Origin of the sequence: Mesorhizobium sp. B2-8-1 (assembly GCF_006440955.1) — a bacterium.
Classification (GTDB): Bacteria; Pseudomonadota; Alphaproteobacteria; order Rhizobiales; family Rhizobiaceae; genus Mesorhizobium.
The window spans coordinates 246378-261930 of sequence record NZ_VFTX01000009.1 but is presented as its reverse complement, the minus strand read 5'-3'; the positions used below and the strand labels follow the sequence as shown (position 1 = coordinate 261930).

The following is a 15553-nucleotide window of genomic DNA, read 5'->3' as shown; positions in this document are numbered from 1 at the left end:
CACCGCTGAGCGCCTCGTAAACCTCAGAACGCACCCAAACGAAGATCATCGCTCAGTCCTCGAGGCAGCGGGATCCAGCACGTCCGCGACCGCGTCCTTCTTCGCGCGAGGAAGGACCGTCATCAGAAGAATGAATGCCGAGAGAACGAGACAGGCGGCGTTTGTGATGATGAGCGGCCACTCGCCTTTCATGGACCCGAAGATGAGCCAGAGGGCGAAGCCTGCTGCCGTAATCGCATACATAGGCGCGGAGATACTGCCCGTGTCGCGCGTCTTTATGATCTTCCAGGCTTGCGGCGTAAAGCTCACCATTGAACATAGTGCCGCGAGATAGCCGACCAGTGTCTCAGTTTCCATGCAATCAAACCGTCGGCGCGCGGTTTTGTTCACGACGGGTGTCTCTAAGTTCAACTTGACCGCTGCCCTGGCACCCTGCAGATGGCTTAGGGCTTGGCCGTGGAGGACTGATCCGATTCGGGAAGTCGATCTCGAACCGCCTTTTCGGTACTTTTTGCGGTGGCCTTGACGACCTCACCGACCTTACCGGCTAACGTGTCGGCGGTGCCGCTCGAGCCCTGCCGGTCCGCCTCGCTCTTGACTGTCTCGTAAGCTTCGGCAGCGATCTCTTTCGCTTGCTCCACGCTGTCCTCTAAAGCACTGTTGGCGCTGCCAAGTAATTTGTCGCGGTAGCCGCCGAGTTGCTCGTCTTCCATGGTTGTGCGAGGCAGAAGCACGCCTATAGCCGTACCCGCCGCCAGGCCGAGGACGGCAAGTGCCAGTGGTTCGCGCTCAAATAGTTCCTGCGCGGTTCGACTCGCCTGCACAGCCATATCACTCGCACTGGAGCCAAGCTGCCCCACGGTGTTTACAACCTTATCCTTGGTCTCGCCAGCCGCAGTTGCGGCCGCTTCGCTTGCATTGCTCGCAATCGAGCCAGCGGTACCGCCGGCATCCGAGAGCATCTCTGCGACCGCCGATGGTCCACCATTGGGGATCTCTTGTCCGGAACTCGGCCCTTCCGCAGCCCCCGTCACATCGCTGACCCCGAACGTCCCCCCATCCGTGTCGGCCTGATTGTTGACAGCCTGGGTTGCAGGAGAGCCACCCGCCGAAGCACCGCTGCCAAGCATCAGCCAAGCCAGGCCGGTCCCAACCAGCATCAGGGCCAAAGGGTTGTCGCTGACTTGGGTCTGGAATCTGCTGAGGGCGGCGGTCCCTGCGCCGCCAGCAAACAACCCGGTGAATTCGTCGATCAACTGACCGGGTGTCATTTTGCTGCGGATGGATTCGGCGGTATCGACGACCGCTGCGCGGGCAATCTCGGCTTCGCGTTCGAGTTCGGCTGCCGATTTCTCGCTCATCTCATTTGTCCTTTGATCACACGCGCATCACTGTTGAGTTGTTCTTGTGTGCGGTCAGGAGCCAATCCGGAAGGCGCAATGCCGGCCATTCCCGTGCGAAGGAGAATCACCCCCAGGATCGCCACGACGACACCGACGAGCAGCGAGGCCCACCCGGCCCCCAGACCCGCCTTAGCCAAAGCGATCACGAGCGCTTGGAGCAGTACCACCAGCGATGCCAGCAAGCACACGGCACCGCCTACGACTTCGACCGCGCCGTGCCCGGCTTTGCTGACGTTTTCGGATATTTCGGCCCGCAGAAGCCTTGTTTCGGTCTGTAGCAGGGTCGTCACTTGCTGTGTAAGGTCGCTCACAAGGCTCGCGAGACTGCGGCCGTCCTGATCGTTGTTCATCGGTCATGCTCCGTGCTCGGCCAAGAAAGTGGCTGCATTCGTTATGACGTGAGGTCGTCCCGTGGAGAGCTGCCTGTGGTCTTCGGGCGCGTTACAGTCTTTGGGGCGCCACTGCTTTTCAGCCGACCGTCCGCTTCGCTCGAATCAGCGGGTGGCGAGCTTTTGATGAAGCGTCCCAGAGCCAAACCGGCGAGAACCGACCCGGCGATAAGCACTCCAGAGTTTTCGCGCCCTAAGGACCTGACCTCGCCTAAGACTTGTTCGACTGGTTTGTCCCGCAAAGAGGACGAGAGGCGCTCCAGCCCGCCAGCGGCAGTAAGCACGAACTTCGAAACGGTGGCTTGATCGCTGTTGGCCAGATGCTCACTTGCTGCCCGCAACGCGCCCCCAAAAGCGGCTAAGCTCGCGCTCATGTCGCGCTGCGTTTCCTGCGCCTTCCCTGACAAAGCCTCCTGCGCTTCCGACGCGTACTCGCCAGATTTGCTGACGACTTCGTCACTGGCGTCGTGAATCAACCGGGTGGCATTTTGGGTTTCTTCCTGGAGCCGGTCGGAGAGCTCGCTCTTTGCCGTATCGAAATCGGATGCTGGACGTCCTGGATCGCCTTCGCGTTGCATAACGGCTCCTAGTGAAAACCGAGGAAGGAGAGAATTGCCAGCACGACGACAACGAGACCTATGAGATAAATGACGCTGTTCACGGCCTGACTTCTCCATTTTCGTCGAAAGCAAACACGCTGAACCGCGCGATGTTCCATCAGCCAAAACTTTTTTAGCTCCCTTAGATTTACAGACCCCCTGCGTGGGTTGATCGTGCGAGTTGAACGCGAGCACGTCGCCATGTTTGGAGCCCAAGGGTTACTCGTCACCGGTGCTCTTTTGGCTATCCAGTCTGTGGAAACGGCTGGCAAGACTAACGCCTCCCCCGGCTGTCATTCGACCTTCCGCGGGCTCAATCTCGAGGAGCCCTAGGCCGAGGTACGCCCGTAGTCTCGTTCGAAGGTCAGGCGATCAGGCGCCGGAACAACCCTGTGGCGTCTCGGTTCGGGTGGCGAAAAATGGTGAGCCTTTGGGGTGCGACGTCCCAGCGGCGATTCGCCAGTCGCCTCAACCTACGCAAGGAGCACGGCAGCTTGTCTTTCCGGTTTCAATTCTCACTGAAACGATCATCACGCGTCTGGGTCGGCGGCCTGGTTGCGGCGGTGGCCTTGCTAGCGTTGAGCAATCGAGCAGCGACCAAGCAAGCGCTTTCCCTCCGCGCGAAAGGAAGGACCATAGAGGTCGACGGTGAGCAGCTTGCGATGGGTCCGGTTGTTTACACGATCCAACGTATACCAATGAATAGGTCTATAGCGCTGGAACCGCACGCCGGCGCTTGTCATGATCTCGATCAGGTCTTCATCGAACGGCAGGCTGCCGACCCAGTCAACGAGCACACGGACCTCGACACCCTCCCGGGCTTTGGTTGCCAACGCGGTCGCGAACTCATAACCGACGACCCCCGACCAATAGATATAGGTTTCGAAATCAATTGTAGACCGAGCCGCATGGATGCCTGCAGCATTGAAGGAAAGATCTCATCTCCGTTGACAAGGGTTTGTACCGCGTTTGAATCGAACAGCTGTCCTTGCGAATAACTGCTCATGCTCCTTGCAAAATCGGGATCCGACGCGTCGAAACGGTGCGGGACAAGCGCTCGCAAAATGCGTGGCTCTGGTGCCAAGTTTATGCTGAGCAACGTGATCAGGCTGGCGATGACGGCAACGGCCACGTATTTGAGGCTGTTAAGCAGCCTTCGCCGGTTTACGCCAAACCTCACTGGGTGCGCGCCCGCCCGTGGCGCCACGAGGCCGAATGGCACATCTCAATCGCCCTGCTGTTTGCGAGTGCGATGCTTTTCGATTTCCTCTGGTTCCTCATCATCGATTCTGGTGATGTTCGATGCCGAGCTATTCGTTCGCAACATCTCATCCAGCTTGGCATGGATCGCCTGCGTGTCGCGATGTTCTGCGCGTTGAATGAACAGTGTCATGGCCCAGGTGAACAGGGTCGCCGCGCCGTGCCAGTTCAAACTCGCCCTGTCGAGAAATAGCCAAAGGGCCGCGTAAGCCAGCAGCACCAGGAATGCTGCCGGCCGAGAGGTCAACGTGCCGATTGAGGTGAGCACGCTCGTGATCGGGTGATTTGCCATCATCAAGAACTTTCAACTGCAACGCCGGTTCCCGTTTTCCCAAGGTCTCAAATGCATGCAGTCGGGGTGCGAAGCAGTGGTGGCAGCGAACGTTGCATTCTACGGAACCTTCGGCCTCGTGCTGCTTTACGTTCACGAGGTGGAGATCATGAGGGAAGATGCAGCTTGCCGGAATGGGTGCTGGAGAACACGCCACGAGCGCTCGGCGACTGTCGGTCCCGCGAAGAATGGATGGTTGGCTTGCCGCCCTCGACCCCTCAGACAGCGGTACCATGATCTGCGGCTGTCGGAACGTGATCAGTTCCCAAGCATAGTGGCGAGGTACGGAAGGCGATCCGACGTGATCTGAGCTTTTGAGCGGCGCTGGACATTGAGGAGGCGACTCTTGCTAGGTGAGACAATACTGCCGAACCGATCAGTTGTCGGCCTATCGGTGTTGTTCAAAGTGCTGGAGCGACGGGACGCTCTCACGGACCAAGACCGGGCAGTACTTCAAGACGGTCCCTGGCGGGTACGTGACTACGAAGTCGGTGAGGAAATCGTCGCGGAGCACGCTGAACCCAAGGAGAGCTGCGTTATCATCTCGGGGATCACGGGAAGAACTGTCACCTTCGCCGATGGCAGGCGCCAGATAACGGCCCTCCACATTCCAGGCGACTTCGTTGATCTGCATGCATTCCTGTTGCACGTTATGGACCACAACGTCGTTGCTCTGGCACCCGCTCGCATGGCGTTCATCGGCCATGATCCGCTGCGTCGGATCACTGAGACCCACCAGCATCTGTACCGGGTGCTGACAACGATACTGGCGGTGGATGCCGCCATTCAGAGGGTATGGATTGCCTGCCTGGGACGCCGGTCCGCAGAGGCCCACCTGGCGCACATCATTTGCGAGATGTTCCTGCGCATGCAGGTCGTCGGCTTGACCCGGGAATGGTCATTCGAATTCCCTCTCACGCAAAACATGCTGGCCGACACGATCGGACTGTCTGTTGTCCATCTCAATCGGACGCTCATGGCATTGCGGCGTGCTGGCCTTATCACCTGGCAGCGTAAGGTGGTGACCATCACGAACTGGGATCGCTTGGCGCGAGCCGCTGAGTTCGACGCGACTTATCTCAACCTTCGCAAAGAACCGCGATAAAAGGGGTTATTCGCCTCATTCGTGGGCTCAATCACATCGGCTCGTGCATAATCGTGCTGGTGAATAGTGCTTCGCGACCGGACGGCAGGCGATTTTCTTCTGAGCTCCTCTGCTTTGAACCTTTCCAGTCGGCCCATGAAGCACGCGATCCGCAGTATCGATTGACGGATCTGATGCGCCTGGCCGACTGACGGGTCAATGTGGAACCTTTGGTGCTCTCACGCATTTCCAACTGCTTCTTAGGAGACGGGGGTACCAAATGAAACAAGGGGGCCTTCCTGCTCGACTCGATGAGGTGGCCTCTTTCTCAGAGAGGAGTCGCGAGCGTCAGCTTCCCGATCCGATCCTCAGTGATGAGTTTGAGGATTTCTTCGAGAATGCCGCCATCGCACTTCACTTCGTCGGGAAAGACGGCACCATCCTGCGCGCCAATCGCGCAGAATTGGAAATGTTGGGATTCACGGCCGAGGAATATGTGGGCCGCAATATTCGCGAATTTCACGCAGATCAGGTTGCTATTGGAGACATATTGGACCGCCTGTCCCGGCGGGAGGAACTTAAAAACTACCGGGCCCGGCTGCGGGCCAAAGATGGCTCGATCCGCTGGGTAGAAATAACGTCCAACGTTCGCCTAGTGGGTGACCGCTTCCTCAACACCCGCTGCATCACCATCGATGTGACTGAGACGGTCAAGGCGCAGGAGCTTATACGCGAACAGGAGCGGCGCCTTGCCATCACCTATGAGAACGCTGCCGCAGGTATCGTGGAAGCGAACGCCGAAGGCCAACTGCTGCGGGTGAATTCCCATCTGTGTGACCTTTTGGGATGCACGCAGGATGAGCTGATTGGACGATCGATTTTTGACCGCACCTTTCCCGCCGATGTTGAAGCAGATCGCGAGCAGTATCGACGGCAAGTGGCCGGTGAGATCGACAGCTACACACTTGAGAAGCGATTTGTTTCCAAGAATGGATCAGTTTTTTGGGCTGTTGTGACGTCGACCAGCGTTCATGACTGCGAGGGGTCGTTTCGATACGCTGTACGGGTTCAGCACGATATCAGCGAGCGCAAGCGGATTGAGGCGGCGCTTGCCAAACGTGCCGAGGAACAGGGTGCGATACATCGATTCACTGAAATGCTGCAGCATGCGCGCACGCAAGAGGATGTGTATGAGCCGGCGCTCGATGCAATCCAACGTGCGCTCCAATGCCAGCGTGCTTCGATATTGCTGTTGGATAAAGATGGGCGCATGAAGTTTGTGGCTTGGCGTGGCCTGTCCGATACTTACCGCTTAGCGGTGGAAGGACACTCGCCTTGGTCGACGGAGAGCCAAGAACCGCAGCCTATCTGTGTCGGCGATGCAAAGCATGCGGACTTGCCGGAACAATTAAAACAGGCGATCCGCAGCGAGGGAATCGGTGCGGTCTACTTCATTCCGATCACACAAGGTGGACGGCTCCTTGGTAAGTTCATGGCCTACTTCGACCAGCCTCAGGAGTATTCGGAAGAGCAGATTGAATTGGGTCGGACCATCGCTCGTCAGCTCGGTTTCGGCATTCAGCGCATAAAGGGCGAAAATGCTGCTCAGAGGCTGGCAGCAATCGTGGAGTCTTCCCATGACGCGATCGTCAGCAAGGATTTGAATGGGATCATTTTGACATGGAATCGCGGGGCTGAGCGCCTGTTCGGCTATGCGGCCTCGGAGGTGCTGGGCGAGCCCATCACGATCATCATCCCTCCGGAGCGGCTGCAAGAGGAGCCGCTCATCCTTGGTCGAATACGCAAGGGCGAAATTGTCGATCATTTCGAAACAGTCCGGCGCCGCAAGGATGGGTCGCTAGTGGACATTTCTCTGACGATATCGCCTGTCCGAGACGCGGCGGGCCGTATCGTTGGCGCCTCCAAAATTGCCCGGGATATAACTGAGCAGAAAGTCGCGGAAGCAAAGGTGCGCGACAGTGAACGTCACCTTCAGGATCTTCTCGCCGCCATCCCTGCTGCAATCTACACGACCGATGAGAACGGCAAGATCACCTATTTCAATGCGGCCGCGGTCGAACTCGCTGGCCGCACGCCGGTGATCGGCAGTGATGAATGGTGCGTCACCTGGAAGCTCTATTGGCCAGATGGAAGGCCGCTTCCGCACGACCAGTGTCCAATGGCTGTTTCGCTTCGTGAAGGGCGACCGGTACGGGGAGTTGAGGCGATTGCCGAGCGGCCGGACGGCACCAGGATTCCATTCATTCCTTACCCGACGCCAATGCGGAATGCGGCTGGAGAAATTGTCGGCGGTATCAACATGCTGGTCGACGTAAGCGAGCGGAAACAAGCTGAGACACAACAGCGGATCCTGCTTAACGAACTCAATCATCGCGTTAAGAACAACATGATGATGTTGAAGTCCTTGCTTTCGGTAGCGGCCAGGGCCAGTCAAAATCCCGAGGCTCGCAAGACAATCGAAGAGGCAAGCAAACGAGTGGCGACCATGGCTGCGGCTCAACGTGTTCTCTACGACACGCCAGATGCATCCAATTTCAGCGCGCCACTTTTTGTCGAAGCCATTTGCGAAACCACAAAGCAGATGTTTCCAGCCAATGTCCAACTGGTTTGCGACGCCGATCCCATCCAGTTGCCCAACGACATCGCAATGCCGCTTGCGCTCATAGTCAATGAGCTTTTGGTCAACGCCGTCAAACATGGATCAGCGGCCAAGGGAAGCAGCACCATTCGGGTTGGGATCAAGCGGAATGGTCAAAAGCAGGTGTTGACGGTCGAGGATGCAGGGCCAGGTTTCGATCTGAAGGCAGTGCGTCATTCCTCGTCAGGTTTGCGGTTGGTTGAAGGCTTGGCGCGACAGATTGGTGGCATTTTCGAAGTTGAGCCAGATCCGTCTCGTTGCATCGTGGTTTTTTCTCAGGCTCCCGGGGAGAACGGCGTTGAACTTAAGAACGGCAATAGTTGAGACCGGCCGAACTGGGCATTCGTACCTACCATTCAGACCTCAGTTGGTTTTCTCCAGAGACGATGGGCTTGGTGCAGAAGCGAGAATTTCCGGGGAACCATCCATCATGATCGTCGAAGACGACTATCTCATCGCCCTCGACGTCGAGGCTGGTCTTCGCGATGCAGGTTTCGTGTTGGCTGGGATCGCCAGCACAGCCGAGGAGGCCATCATAATTGCGCGCTCCGCCCACCCTGCGATTGCCCTGATGGATATCCGCTTGCTTGGCAAGCGGGACGGAATTGATGCAGCGTTGGAACTGTACCGGGACTTCGGTATCCGGTGCATCTTTGCAACCGCGCACGCTGACCCCCACGTAAAGCTTCGGGCCGAAGCGGCAAGACCACTCGGTTGGGTTCAAAAACCCTACTCTACGGCGATGCTCATCGAAGCCATTCAAAATGGTTTGCACGAGCTCGAAAACAAAGGCTGATCGTCACAACCGATACGCAAGGAAGCGGTGGCGCACCATTGCTGCATATTGCCGCCGATCGAGGCCGCGCCGCGTCTGACGTTTAACTGACTGCCCGCAGGCGCCGAGATTGAACAAAGAGCTGTAGTCCCTCGGAATCCAACGCATGACCGAAGGCATAGCCTTGCAGTATGTCGCAGCCCAAATCTTTTAGTATCCAGGCGTGCTCCATCGTCTCGACACCTTCTGCAATGACCTCGATCCCCAAAGACTTGCCAATCTCGATGATTGACGACACAATCCGCCTTTGTTGTGAAGATCTGACGATTGGGATGATCAGTTGTCGATCTATTTTCAACCGGCGAGGCTGCAGTTTGATCAGGCTGACTATAGAGGCATATCCCGTACCAAAATCATCTATCTCTATATCGATACCGAGTTCTTTTATTTGATTGACGTTCCAAGCAATCAAATCATCGCTGCCATCTAGGAAGATAGACTCAACGAGTTCAAAAGAAACTGTTCCCTTCTTGATTTTTAACTCTCGCAAGTTCGTTATGAGTTCTTCGTCTTGCAGACGTCGAGCGGAAACGTTGACCGACACGCGTGGTATTTTGAGATTTGCATTGGACCACTTTGCAAAATCTGAAAGTGATTGATTCAGTATTGATCGATCGATCATCGAGACGACATTTAACTCGTCGGCAATTCTTAGGAAGGCATCCGGGGCTAAGATTCCCTGTTTTGGGTGTCTCCACCGCGCAAGCGCCTCGACGCCGACGATTTCGAGGGTTTTGGCGTCAAATTGAGGCTGGTAGAAGGCTATGAACTCATTGCGCTCCAGGCCGCCGAGAACTTCGTCGGCAGTCCGCTTGGTGTCGACGATCTCGCTTTGCATCACCTCCGTGAAAAAATCATATCGATTGCGCCCACGAGTCTTTGCTTGGTAAAGCGCGATGTCGGCATTCACCAGCAGATGCTTGGCTTCGATGTCATTGTCGTTGTCGACTGCGATCCCCACGCTAGCACCAAAGCGACAGCGGTGGCCGTGGTAATAGACAGGCTCGCTCATCTGACTGATAATGTTATCGGCCAGCAGCCCCAATTGCTTGATATCCTTGACAGTGCAAAGGACGACGAATTCGTCGCCGCCAATACGGGCGACGAATCCCCCCTCCTCGACCGTGGATCGTAGCACAGCAGACGCGTGAACCAGCATCGCGTCACCCGCGGCGTGGCCAAGCGTATCGTTGATGTGCTTGAACCGGTCGAGGTCGATGTGAAGCAGGCCCACATAACCGCAGCCTCGCGTGGTTTTTGCTGCATACTCTTTCAGGACCTGATCGAGGTAACGACGGTTGGGCAAACCGGTCAGGGAATCGTGAAGCGCGATATGCTCTATGCGCGCCTTGGCCGACTCGAGTTCTGCATTTTTCGTCTCCGACAGCTGTTTTGCGCGAATCAACTCGCTGTTGAGCAAGACGTCGGCCGTTACATCCCATTCGGCGCCGATCATCTTGGGCGTCTCGTTTAGGGCTTGGTATATGGTGGCTTTGGATCGAACATAGCGAATTTCACCATCTGGACGGACAATCCGGTACTCCGACGAATACGTTCCGCCGCTCGCCACAGCACCGTCGAAATCTGCGTTGGCGCGAGCCAGATCCAAGGGGTGAATTGCGCCCGCCCAATCCGAATAGCCGCGATGACCTCCATCGCTGGGCTTGCCATATATTTCGTTGACACGATCATCCCACGACAGGTTATTGGTCGCGAGATCATGTTCCCAAACGCCTATAGCTGATGCCTCCAAAGCGAGTTCCAGACGTCTGGACAATCGCCGCAGTTCCGCATAATTGCGCTGTCTTTCACCAAGCAGCCGACCTGCTACGAGGAATGGGATCACAACCAGCGCCCCGGCCGCTGCCATAATCGTGCGCAAGAGCCAAGCGTTGCTGGGCGTCGAAGGCCAGCCGTTTTTAGGGGTGGCTGCGATCTGCCACGAACCGGACGGAAGCAGAACTTCGGCTGTCACCGGATTCCTTTTTCGGACGCTTTCGGAGCCGAAGAATTGAACGCCGCCTGGACCAAGGGCGTCTCTACCGATGAGCGCGATGTCAATCCCGAGATCATCGTCAAACAGGCCGCTCGCCTTGTAGAGACGCTGCACGTCGACGACCGCGGATATGATACCCCAAAATCTCTCACGGTCGCCCGCACTCGACACGAACACCGGAAAACGGCCGATGAAGCCCTGGCCCCCTTGCTTCAGGTCGACGGGACCGGCAAGAATCAACTTGCGCTCGTCTCGCGCCCTTAGCGCGGCTTTGCGTTGCCAATCATCCTTGCGGTAATCGAGCCCCATCGCTTTCTCGTTGCCCTTCAGCGGGTACAACAAGGAAACCACCAGATCGGGCGCGCCGGCAATGTTGTTCAATTGTGAGTTTTCGCCAAAAAGGTTCCTCGCGAGGGAAGCAAAGCGTTGCTGTCCCATATAGGGTTCAGTCACGACTGTCGCGACTAGTCCATGCACAAGTTGAAGGTTTCCGTTGATGTTACCTTCCAGTTTGGCACGGATCAAATTGACCTTGGCCAGGACATCCGCGCGCACGGCTTGGTCCGAGACGATTTTGTTTTGATGGTCCGCATACGCTGCGCTGATGGCAATAACCAAAACTGCCATGGCGGCTGGAATATTCACCGAAGAAAAAACGGCATCTTTCATCCCGCCGAACCTAGCGCCGAAAAGAGCCAATGGGGTGGAACTCCCTGTGTTGCTCAGGTTTCGGATCGACCCGCGCTACAACACTAGCTTTCATTAATTAATTTTGAGCTTCAGAATCCTGGAAAAACTTTACACGAGTTTGATGTCATCTCGGGTCGCCGCCGGTCCGTCCGAGATCTTTACACTGTCGACGACACGGAGATTGAAAGGACTCGTCGACAAACACCTCCTTGCCTATCTGGCTGACCGCAATCAGAGAAGACCGGCGAAGAGGGTGCAGACGGGCCGCAACGCTGGGCCGCTCATTCGCGCTACACCCTGCGGCTGGCTCAAACGCAAGACCAGGAGACGGCCTCGCTCCAAGTTAGGGCGTTCGCCAAGGAAGCAGATCAACGTGGAAAGCCCAACCAACCGGCGCTCGGAAGAGGCGGCTGACCTCGACTGAAAGCGTGGCTGCAAGAACTCTGAGCTTGGAAGGGACCTGACCCAGACGCCGTTAAAGTGGACCCATGCCGTCACACCGCCTTAGGCGCAGCGAGAAATGGGATCGGACCGACGCCCCGCTTCGTCGCGCCGATGGAATAGGCCATCGGAATCTTGGGAGAGTTCGTTGGCAAGCCATACATATTCTTGCCGGCTCTGACCGCAAATGAAAAGTGCTGCCATGAAACCGTGTCATGCTCATTCAGAAAATCGAGCGTGAGCCCAGCTGAAATCAGGGCGTTCACGACATCACTTATTGGATGAATCCACTCATAGTAGCGAGGATGCTTCAAGCGCCGGTCGTCGCCGGTATAGGTAAGCTCCTCGTTCCAGGCGAGCGGATGAGCTATGGGCGTTCGCCAGTCGTGCTTCAACTCCAGCGACTCGGCCTTGCGATCACACTGGAACATCAACGGGTGGCCCTCAGCCATGTAGAGCCGGCCGCCCGGTCGCAGGAGATCGGCAACCACTCGCGCCCATCGGCTCACGTCGTCCAGCCAGTTTACCGAACCCCAAGTCACGTAAGCGACGTCAAAGGTCCGGCCAAGTGCTTCGACTGCCTCGAACAGTGGCGCTTCCACGAAGCGCACGTCGGTGCCTGCCTTGGCAGCGAAATCTCGCGCAGCGGCGATGGCTGTCGGTGAAAAGTCGAGGCCGGTCACGCTGCGCGCGCCGAGACCCTTCAAACTGATCGTGTCGAGCCCAATATGACATTGTAGATGGATGATATCCTTGCCGGCAATATTACCGACCTCTCTCGTTTCGAGCTCATAGAGATTGGATCCCCCTGCGAGCACGTTTTCGATCTGGTAGCTGCCGGTTGTGTCAGTCGAATGCAGTTCGGCCCGATCATCCCAATTAAGGCGGTTCGTACCCAGAAAAGATTCCACGCCCGCTCCGATCGTCAACTCTGGCTGATGCTTGGTAAACAAGTCGTTAATACCTTTGCAGCGAAAAGGTCGTGCGTCAATCTGAGGTCGGTGCCCCAGTTCGCAAGGCCATAATCGACAAGACAGCGGGGGCTTCTGAGGACGACGTCAGGTTGGTCGACGAAGAGCTGGTTCAGCTCGTCCGCGACATCGCGCGCCTACACGATCGAATCTCATCTGTCGATCGCGCCAGGGACCAGCGCGTTGACTCTGATGCTCCGGGTCGCCAAGGCCGATGCCCGGGACCGGCAAAGGGAGATCAAAGCGCCCTTGGTGGCCGCGTAAACGCTGGCCGTGGCGGCGCCTTCATATGTGGAGGTCGACGACGTCACGACCACGGAAGCGCCATCCTTCAGGTTGTTGCTGAGAGCGGCGAGCTGGAGGACTGGTCCGCGAACTTTGGTGTTCATCATGCGGTTGAAGAAAGCCGCATCAATCTCGTCGACCGCAACGTGTTCGCAAGGCCTGCGTTGAGCCACAGGCCCTCAAGGCTAATCCGGGAGGGGCGTCTCGATGAGTTGTTTGCCGCATTGGGGGTTCGTTTGCACTCCGAACACTGCGAAATGGATAGGTGCGGTGGATGGCGAACCAGGCTGTGATGAGGCAGGCTCCAGTCGCCCTCTGCCGGCCGCGGCTGAAAAAGTGAGCAGCATCCCCCACAACTTGCTCTCAGCACCTCATCTCGGCAACACGAATTGCGGGTTTCCGCAAAGCGGCCCCGTTCGTCCCGGTGGTCGCCTACATCTGCCCTGGCCTGCCCCGGCAGCACCGTCATCACCTGAAGTCGATGATGCCCTGCTTTACCAAGGAAGCGAGGTCTACTGGCAAACGGTGGTTATGCGCGCCATACGCTATTGGGGCGACCTGCAAGGATCGCGTCTATGTCCGCGGCCGGAACGGGCCTTCCGAGCAGAAATCCCTGCAAGTCATCGCATCCGATTGCGCCGAGAAATTCGCTCTGCTCAGCGGTTTCGACGCCTTCCGCGGTGGTCTTCAATCCTGTCGCCTTGGCGAGGCCGACAATAGCTCGCACGATCGCTTCGTCGCCAGTGGCCGAGCCAAATCCGTGCACGAAGCTGCGATCGATCTTGATACGGTCAACGTCAAGTTGCTGCAGTCGCCCCAGTGAGGAAAACCCGGTGCCGAAATCGTCCAGCGCGAAACGTACACCGAGCTGCCTAAGGGCCGCCAGATTGTGTTGCCCAGCGCCGTCCTTGTCAGACATTGCTGTTTCGGTGACTTCCAGCTCCAGCCGCTGAGGACTAAACCCCGTCGACATGAGAATATTGGCCACACGTACGGCGTAGCTTGGACTCTTCAACTCCACTGCCGACACGTTGACCGCCACGGTCTTGATCGGCCAACCAGAGGCTTCAAGGCAGGCGCGCCTGAGCACGATTTCGCCTATCCTCTCGATTAGTCCGGATTCTTCGGCAAGCGGAATAAAAGCGTCCGGCGGCACTCGCCCTCTTACAGGATGGTTCCAACGCACGAGCGCCTCGACGCCTTCGACGCTGCGCTGCTTGGCAGAAAAGAGCGGTTGGTAATGAACTTCGAACTGCTCTGGACATTCCAAAGAGGAGCGGAGGTCGCGTTCCAATTCACGCCGCTGCGCAATCAGAGCCTCCATCTCAGCATTGAAGATGGCATAGCCGCTACGACCATTCGCCTTTGCGGAATAGAGCGCGATATCGGCTTTGCGCGTGAGCTCGACGGCTGTTTTGCCGTCGTTCGGACATAGCGCGGCACCCACGCTGACGCCGATGAACACTTGCGTTCCGGCAAGATCAAACGGATGCCGTGCGCTCTCGACCAGCTTGGTGCATAGACGCTCGACCTCCTCCAGATCCTGCGTGCGGTGCAGAATTATCGTAAATTCGTCGCCACCAGGGCGCCCAACGATGTCGCCTTCAGCTGTGGCACGCCGGAGCCGGTCGGCAAACTCACGCAGAAGCTGGTCGCCGGCGGGATGTCCCAAAGTGTCGTTCACCTGCTTGAAGTGATCAAGGTCCAGGTAAAGCAACGCCATTGGGTGATCGTCTCGCCTTGAAACGGCGATCGTCTCCTCCAGCCGGTGGTCGAACTCGTTTCGGTTTGGCAGGCCGGTCAGACTGTCATGTGTTGCCAGATGTCTTATTGCCGCTTGGGTTCTGTTGAGGGACAAGGAACGGCGGCGCAGTACCAGCACCAATCCGGAGCAGGCTGCGATTCCAAAAACCACCAGAGCCGACAAGATCGGCCAAATGGATGTGAAGACAGCAGATCCAGGCCGGTAAGGTGCCCAGACGTAGTAACCAAGCACATCGCCAGCCGAATTCGTCAACGGGCTCTTTGCCTCTCGGGGCAGGGTTTCGGCGGTCCACGAAAAGCGCAGGCCGTCGAGGAGGTAGTCGCTCTGAAGCTCCTGGACCAGCGAATCATCGAGGTAGCGCACAGCTATGTGCAGGAACTCCTCGCCAGGCTCCTGTTCTATCTCGCCGCTGTCGGACACAATTGGCTTCACGCTTATGATTGCGGGGCGGCCGGAGACCACAACAATATCGGATGCTCCGATCGTCAGCACACGATCCGAGGTGCCGGCCCTGTCGCCGCGTCGCAGACGCTTTCTCAGATCGTTTACCAGCGCGCTTGTGGGTGGCCAGATGTTCGCCAAGCTGCTCGGCTCACGCTTTGCACCATCTACGGAGGCATAGATCGGCTGATTGGCAGGATTGACGATATAAGCGGCGTCGTGGCCGAAGTAGGTCTTCATCCAGCTGCCAAGATTGGCGTCGAGCCATTCTTGATTGCCTGCCCGCGAGTTCACATAATCGCGCCAGGCTTGGAATAGTTTGGCGGCAGCCTCGGTATATGCAGCATCGAGGTGAAGTTTTGTCCGTTCTTGCCGTTTTGGGAAATTTCCGGGTGCTCAAGCAC

The 15553-nt window shown here is 57.3% G+C and carries 13 protein-coding genes; 3 read left to right on the top strand and 10 right to left on the bottom strand.

Annotation, left to right across the window (positions count from 1 at the left end; translation table 11 throughout):
• Window positions 1-45: 45 nt before the first annotated feature.
• The 6 genes from FJ428_RS22815 to FJ428_RS22790 all read right to left on the bottom strand — a co-directional run bounded on the left by FJ428_RS22815 (window position 46) and on the right by FJ428_RS22790 (window position 3943).
• Window positions 46-390 carry a SemiSWEET transporter gene (locus FJ428_RS22815; RefSeq protein WP_224519010.1) on the bottom strand — a complete coding sequence of 115 codons (345 nt, stop codon included), beginning with the start codon at window positions 388-390 and terminating at the stop codon, window positions 46-48.
• Window positions 391-443: 53 nt separating this feature from the next.
• Window positions 444-1361, bottom strand: a complete 918-nt coding sequence (locus tag FJ428_RS22810) for a hypothetical protein (protein ID WP_140880280.1) — start codon at window positions 1359-1361, stop codon at window positions 444-446.
• Window positions 1358-1753, bottom strand: coding sequence for a phage holin family protein (locus tag FJ428_RS22805; protein WP_140501411.1), 396 nt, complete (start codon window positions 1751-1753; stop codon window positions 1358-1360). The genes FJ428_RS22810 and FJ428_RS22805 overlap by 4 nt, the downstream gene beginning before the upstream one ends.
• A gap of 41 nt (window positions 1754-1794) precedes the next feature.
• The gene (locus tag FJ428_RS22800) at window positions 1795-2370 is read right to left on the bottom strand and encodes a hypothetical protein (protein ID WP_140819208.1); all 576 of its coding nucleotides are present in this window, start codon (window positions 2368-2370) and stop codon (window positions 1795-1797) included.
• Between the two features lie 593 nt (window positions 2371-2963).
• The gene (locus tag FJ428_RS30780; RefSeq protein WP_224519011.1) at window positions 2964-3224 is read right to left on the bottom strand and encodes a hypothetical protein; all 261 of its coding nucleotides are present in this window, start codon (window positions 3222-3224) and stop codon (window positions 2964-2966) included.
• A 392-nt stretch (window positions 3225-3616) separates the two neighbouring features.
• Window positions 3617-3943, bottom strand: coding sequence for a low affinity iron permease family protein (locus tag FJ428_RS22790; RefSeq protein ID WP_140880310.1), 327 nt, complete (start codon window positions 3941-3943; stop codon window positions 3617-3619).
• A 385-nt stretch (window positions 3944-4328) separates the two neighbouring features.
• Between FJ428_RS22790 and FJ428_RS22785 the strand changes: the two genes are divergently transcribed.
• The 3 genes from FJ428_RS22785 to FJ428_RS22775 all read left to right on the top strand — a co-directional run bounded on the left by FJ428_RS22785 (window position 4329) and on the right by FJ428_RS22775 (window position 8521).
• Complete coding sequence (locus FJ428_RS22785) at window positions 4329-5087, top strand: Crp/Fnr family transcriptional regulator (RefSeq protein ID WP_224519012.1); 759 nt, start codon at window positions 4329-4331, stop codon at window positions 5085-5087.
• Window positions 5088-5346: 259 nt separating this feature from the next.
• On the top strand, window positions 5347-8049 hold the full coding sequence (locus FJ428_RS22780) for a PAS domain S-box protein (protein ID WP_140825697.1): 2703 nt from the start codon (window positions 5347-5349) through the stop codon (window positions 8047-8049).
• Between the two features lie 106 nt (window positions 8050-8155).
• A complete protein-coding gene (locus FJ428_RS22775) occupies window positions 8156-8521 on the top strand; it encodes a response regulator (RefSeq protein ID WP_140825698.1) in 366 nt (121 codons plus the stop codon).
• Window positions 8522-8603: 82 nt separating this feature from the next.
• Here the strand turns inward: FJ428_RS22775 and FJ428_RS22770 are convergent, their stop codons facing one another.
• From FJ428_RS22770 to FJ428_RS22755, 4 genes are all read right to left on the bottom strand, one after another.
• On the bottom strand, window positions 8604-11225 hold the full coding sequence (locus FJ428_RS22770) for an EAL domain-containing protein (RefSeq protein WP_224519013.1): 2622 nt from the start codon (window positions 11223-11225) through the stop codon (window positions 8604-8606).
• A 515-nt stretch (window positions 11226-11740) separates the two neighbouring features.
• Entirely contained in the window at window positions 11741-12640 is a 900-nt protein-coding gene (locus FJ428_RS22765; protein ID WP_224519014.1) for a class I SAM-dependent methyltransferase, read from the bottom strand.
• 170 nt (window positions 12641-12810) lie between these two features.
• Window positions 12811-13047: an SDR family oxidoreductase gene (locus tag FJ428_RS30775; RefSeq protein ID WP_246675636.1), complete on the bottom strand. Its 237-nt coding sequence runs from the start codon at window positions 13045-13047 to the stop codon at window positions 12811-12813.
• Between the two features lie 425 nt (window positions 13048-13472).
• Window positions 13473-15443, bottom strand: a complete 1971-nt coding sequence (locus tag FJ428_RS22755; protein WP_224519016.1) for an EAL domain-containing protein — start codon at window positions 15441-15443, stop codon at window positions 13473-13475.
• Window positions 15444-15553: the final 110 nt, after the last annotated feature.

Excerpts from the sequence above, each read along its gene's own strand:
- FJ428_RS22810 (WP_140880280.1), bottom strand. The coding sequence starts at position 1,361 with ATGAGCGAGAAATCGGCAGCCGAACTCGAACGCGAAGCCGAGATTGCC.
- FJ428_RS22805 (WP_140501411.1), bottom strand. The coding sequence starts at position 1,753 with ATGAACAACGATCAGGACGGCCGCAGTCTCGCGAGCCTTGTGAGCGAC.
- FJ428_RS22800 (WP_140819208.1), bottom strand. The coding sequence starts at position 2,370 with ATGCAACGCGAAGGCGATCCAGGACGTCCAGCATCCGATTTCGATACG.
- FJ428_RS22790 (WP_140880310.1), bottom strand. The coding sequence starts at position 3,943 with ATGGCAAATCACCCGATCACGAGCGTGCTCACCTCAATCGGCACGTTG.
- FJ428_RS22780 (WP_140825697.1), top strand. The coding sequence starts at position 5,347 with ATGAAACAAGGGGGCCTTCCTGCTCGACTCGATGAGGTGGCCTCTTTC.
- FJ428_RS22775 (WP_140825698.1), top strand. The coding sequence starts at position 8,156 with ATGATCGTCGAAGACGACTATCTCATCGCCCTCGACGTCGAGGCTGGT.
- FJ428_RS22770 (WP_224519013.1), bottom strand. The coding sequence starts at position 11,225 with ATGAAAGATGCCGTTTTTTCTTCGGTGAATATTCCAGCCGCCATGGCA.
- FJ428_RS30775 (WP_246675636.1), bottom strand. The coding sequence starts at position 13,047 with ATGAACACCAAAGTTCGCGGACCAGTCCTCCAGCTCGCCGCTCTCAGC.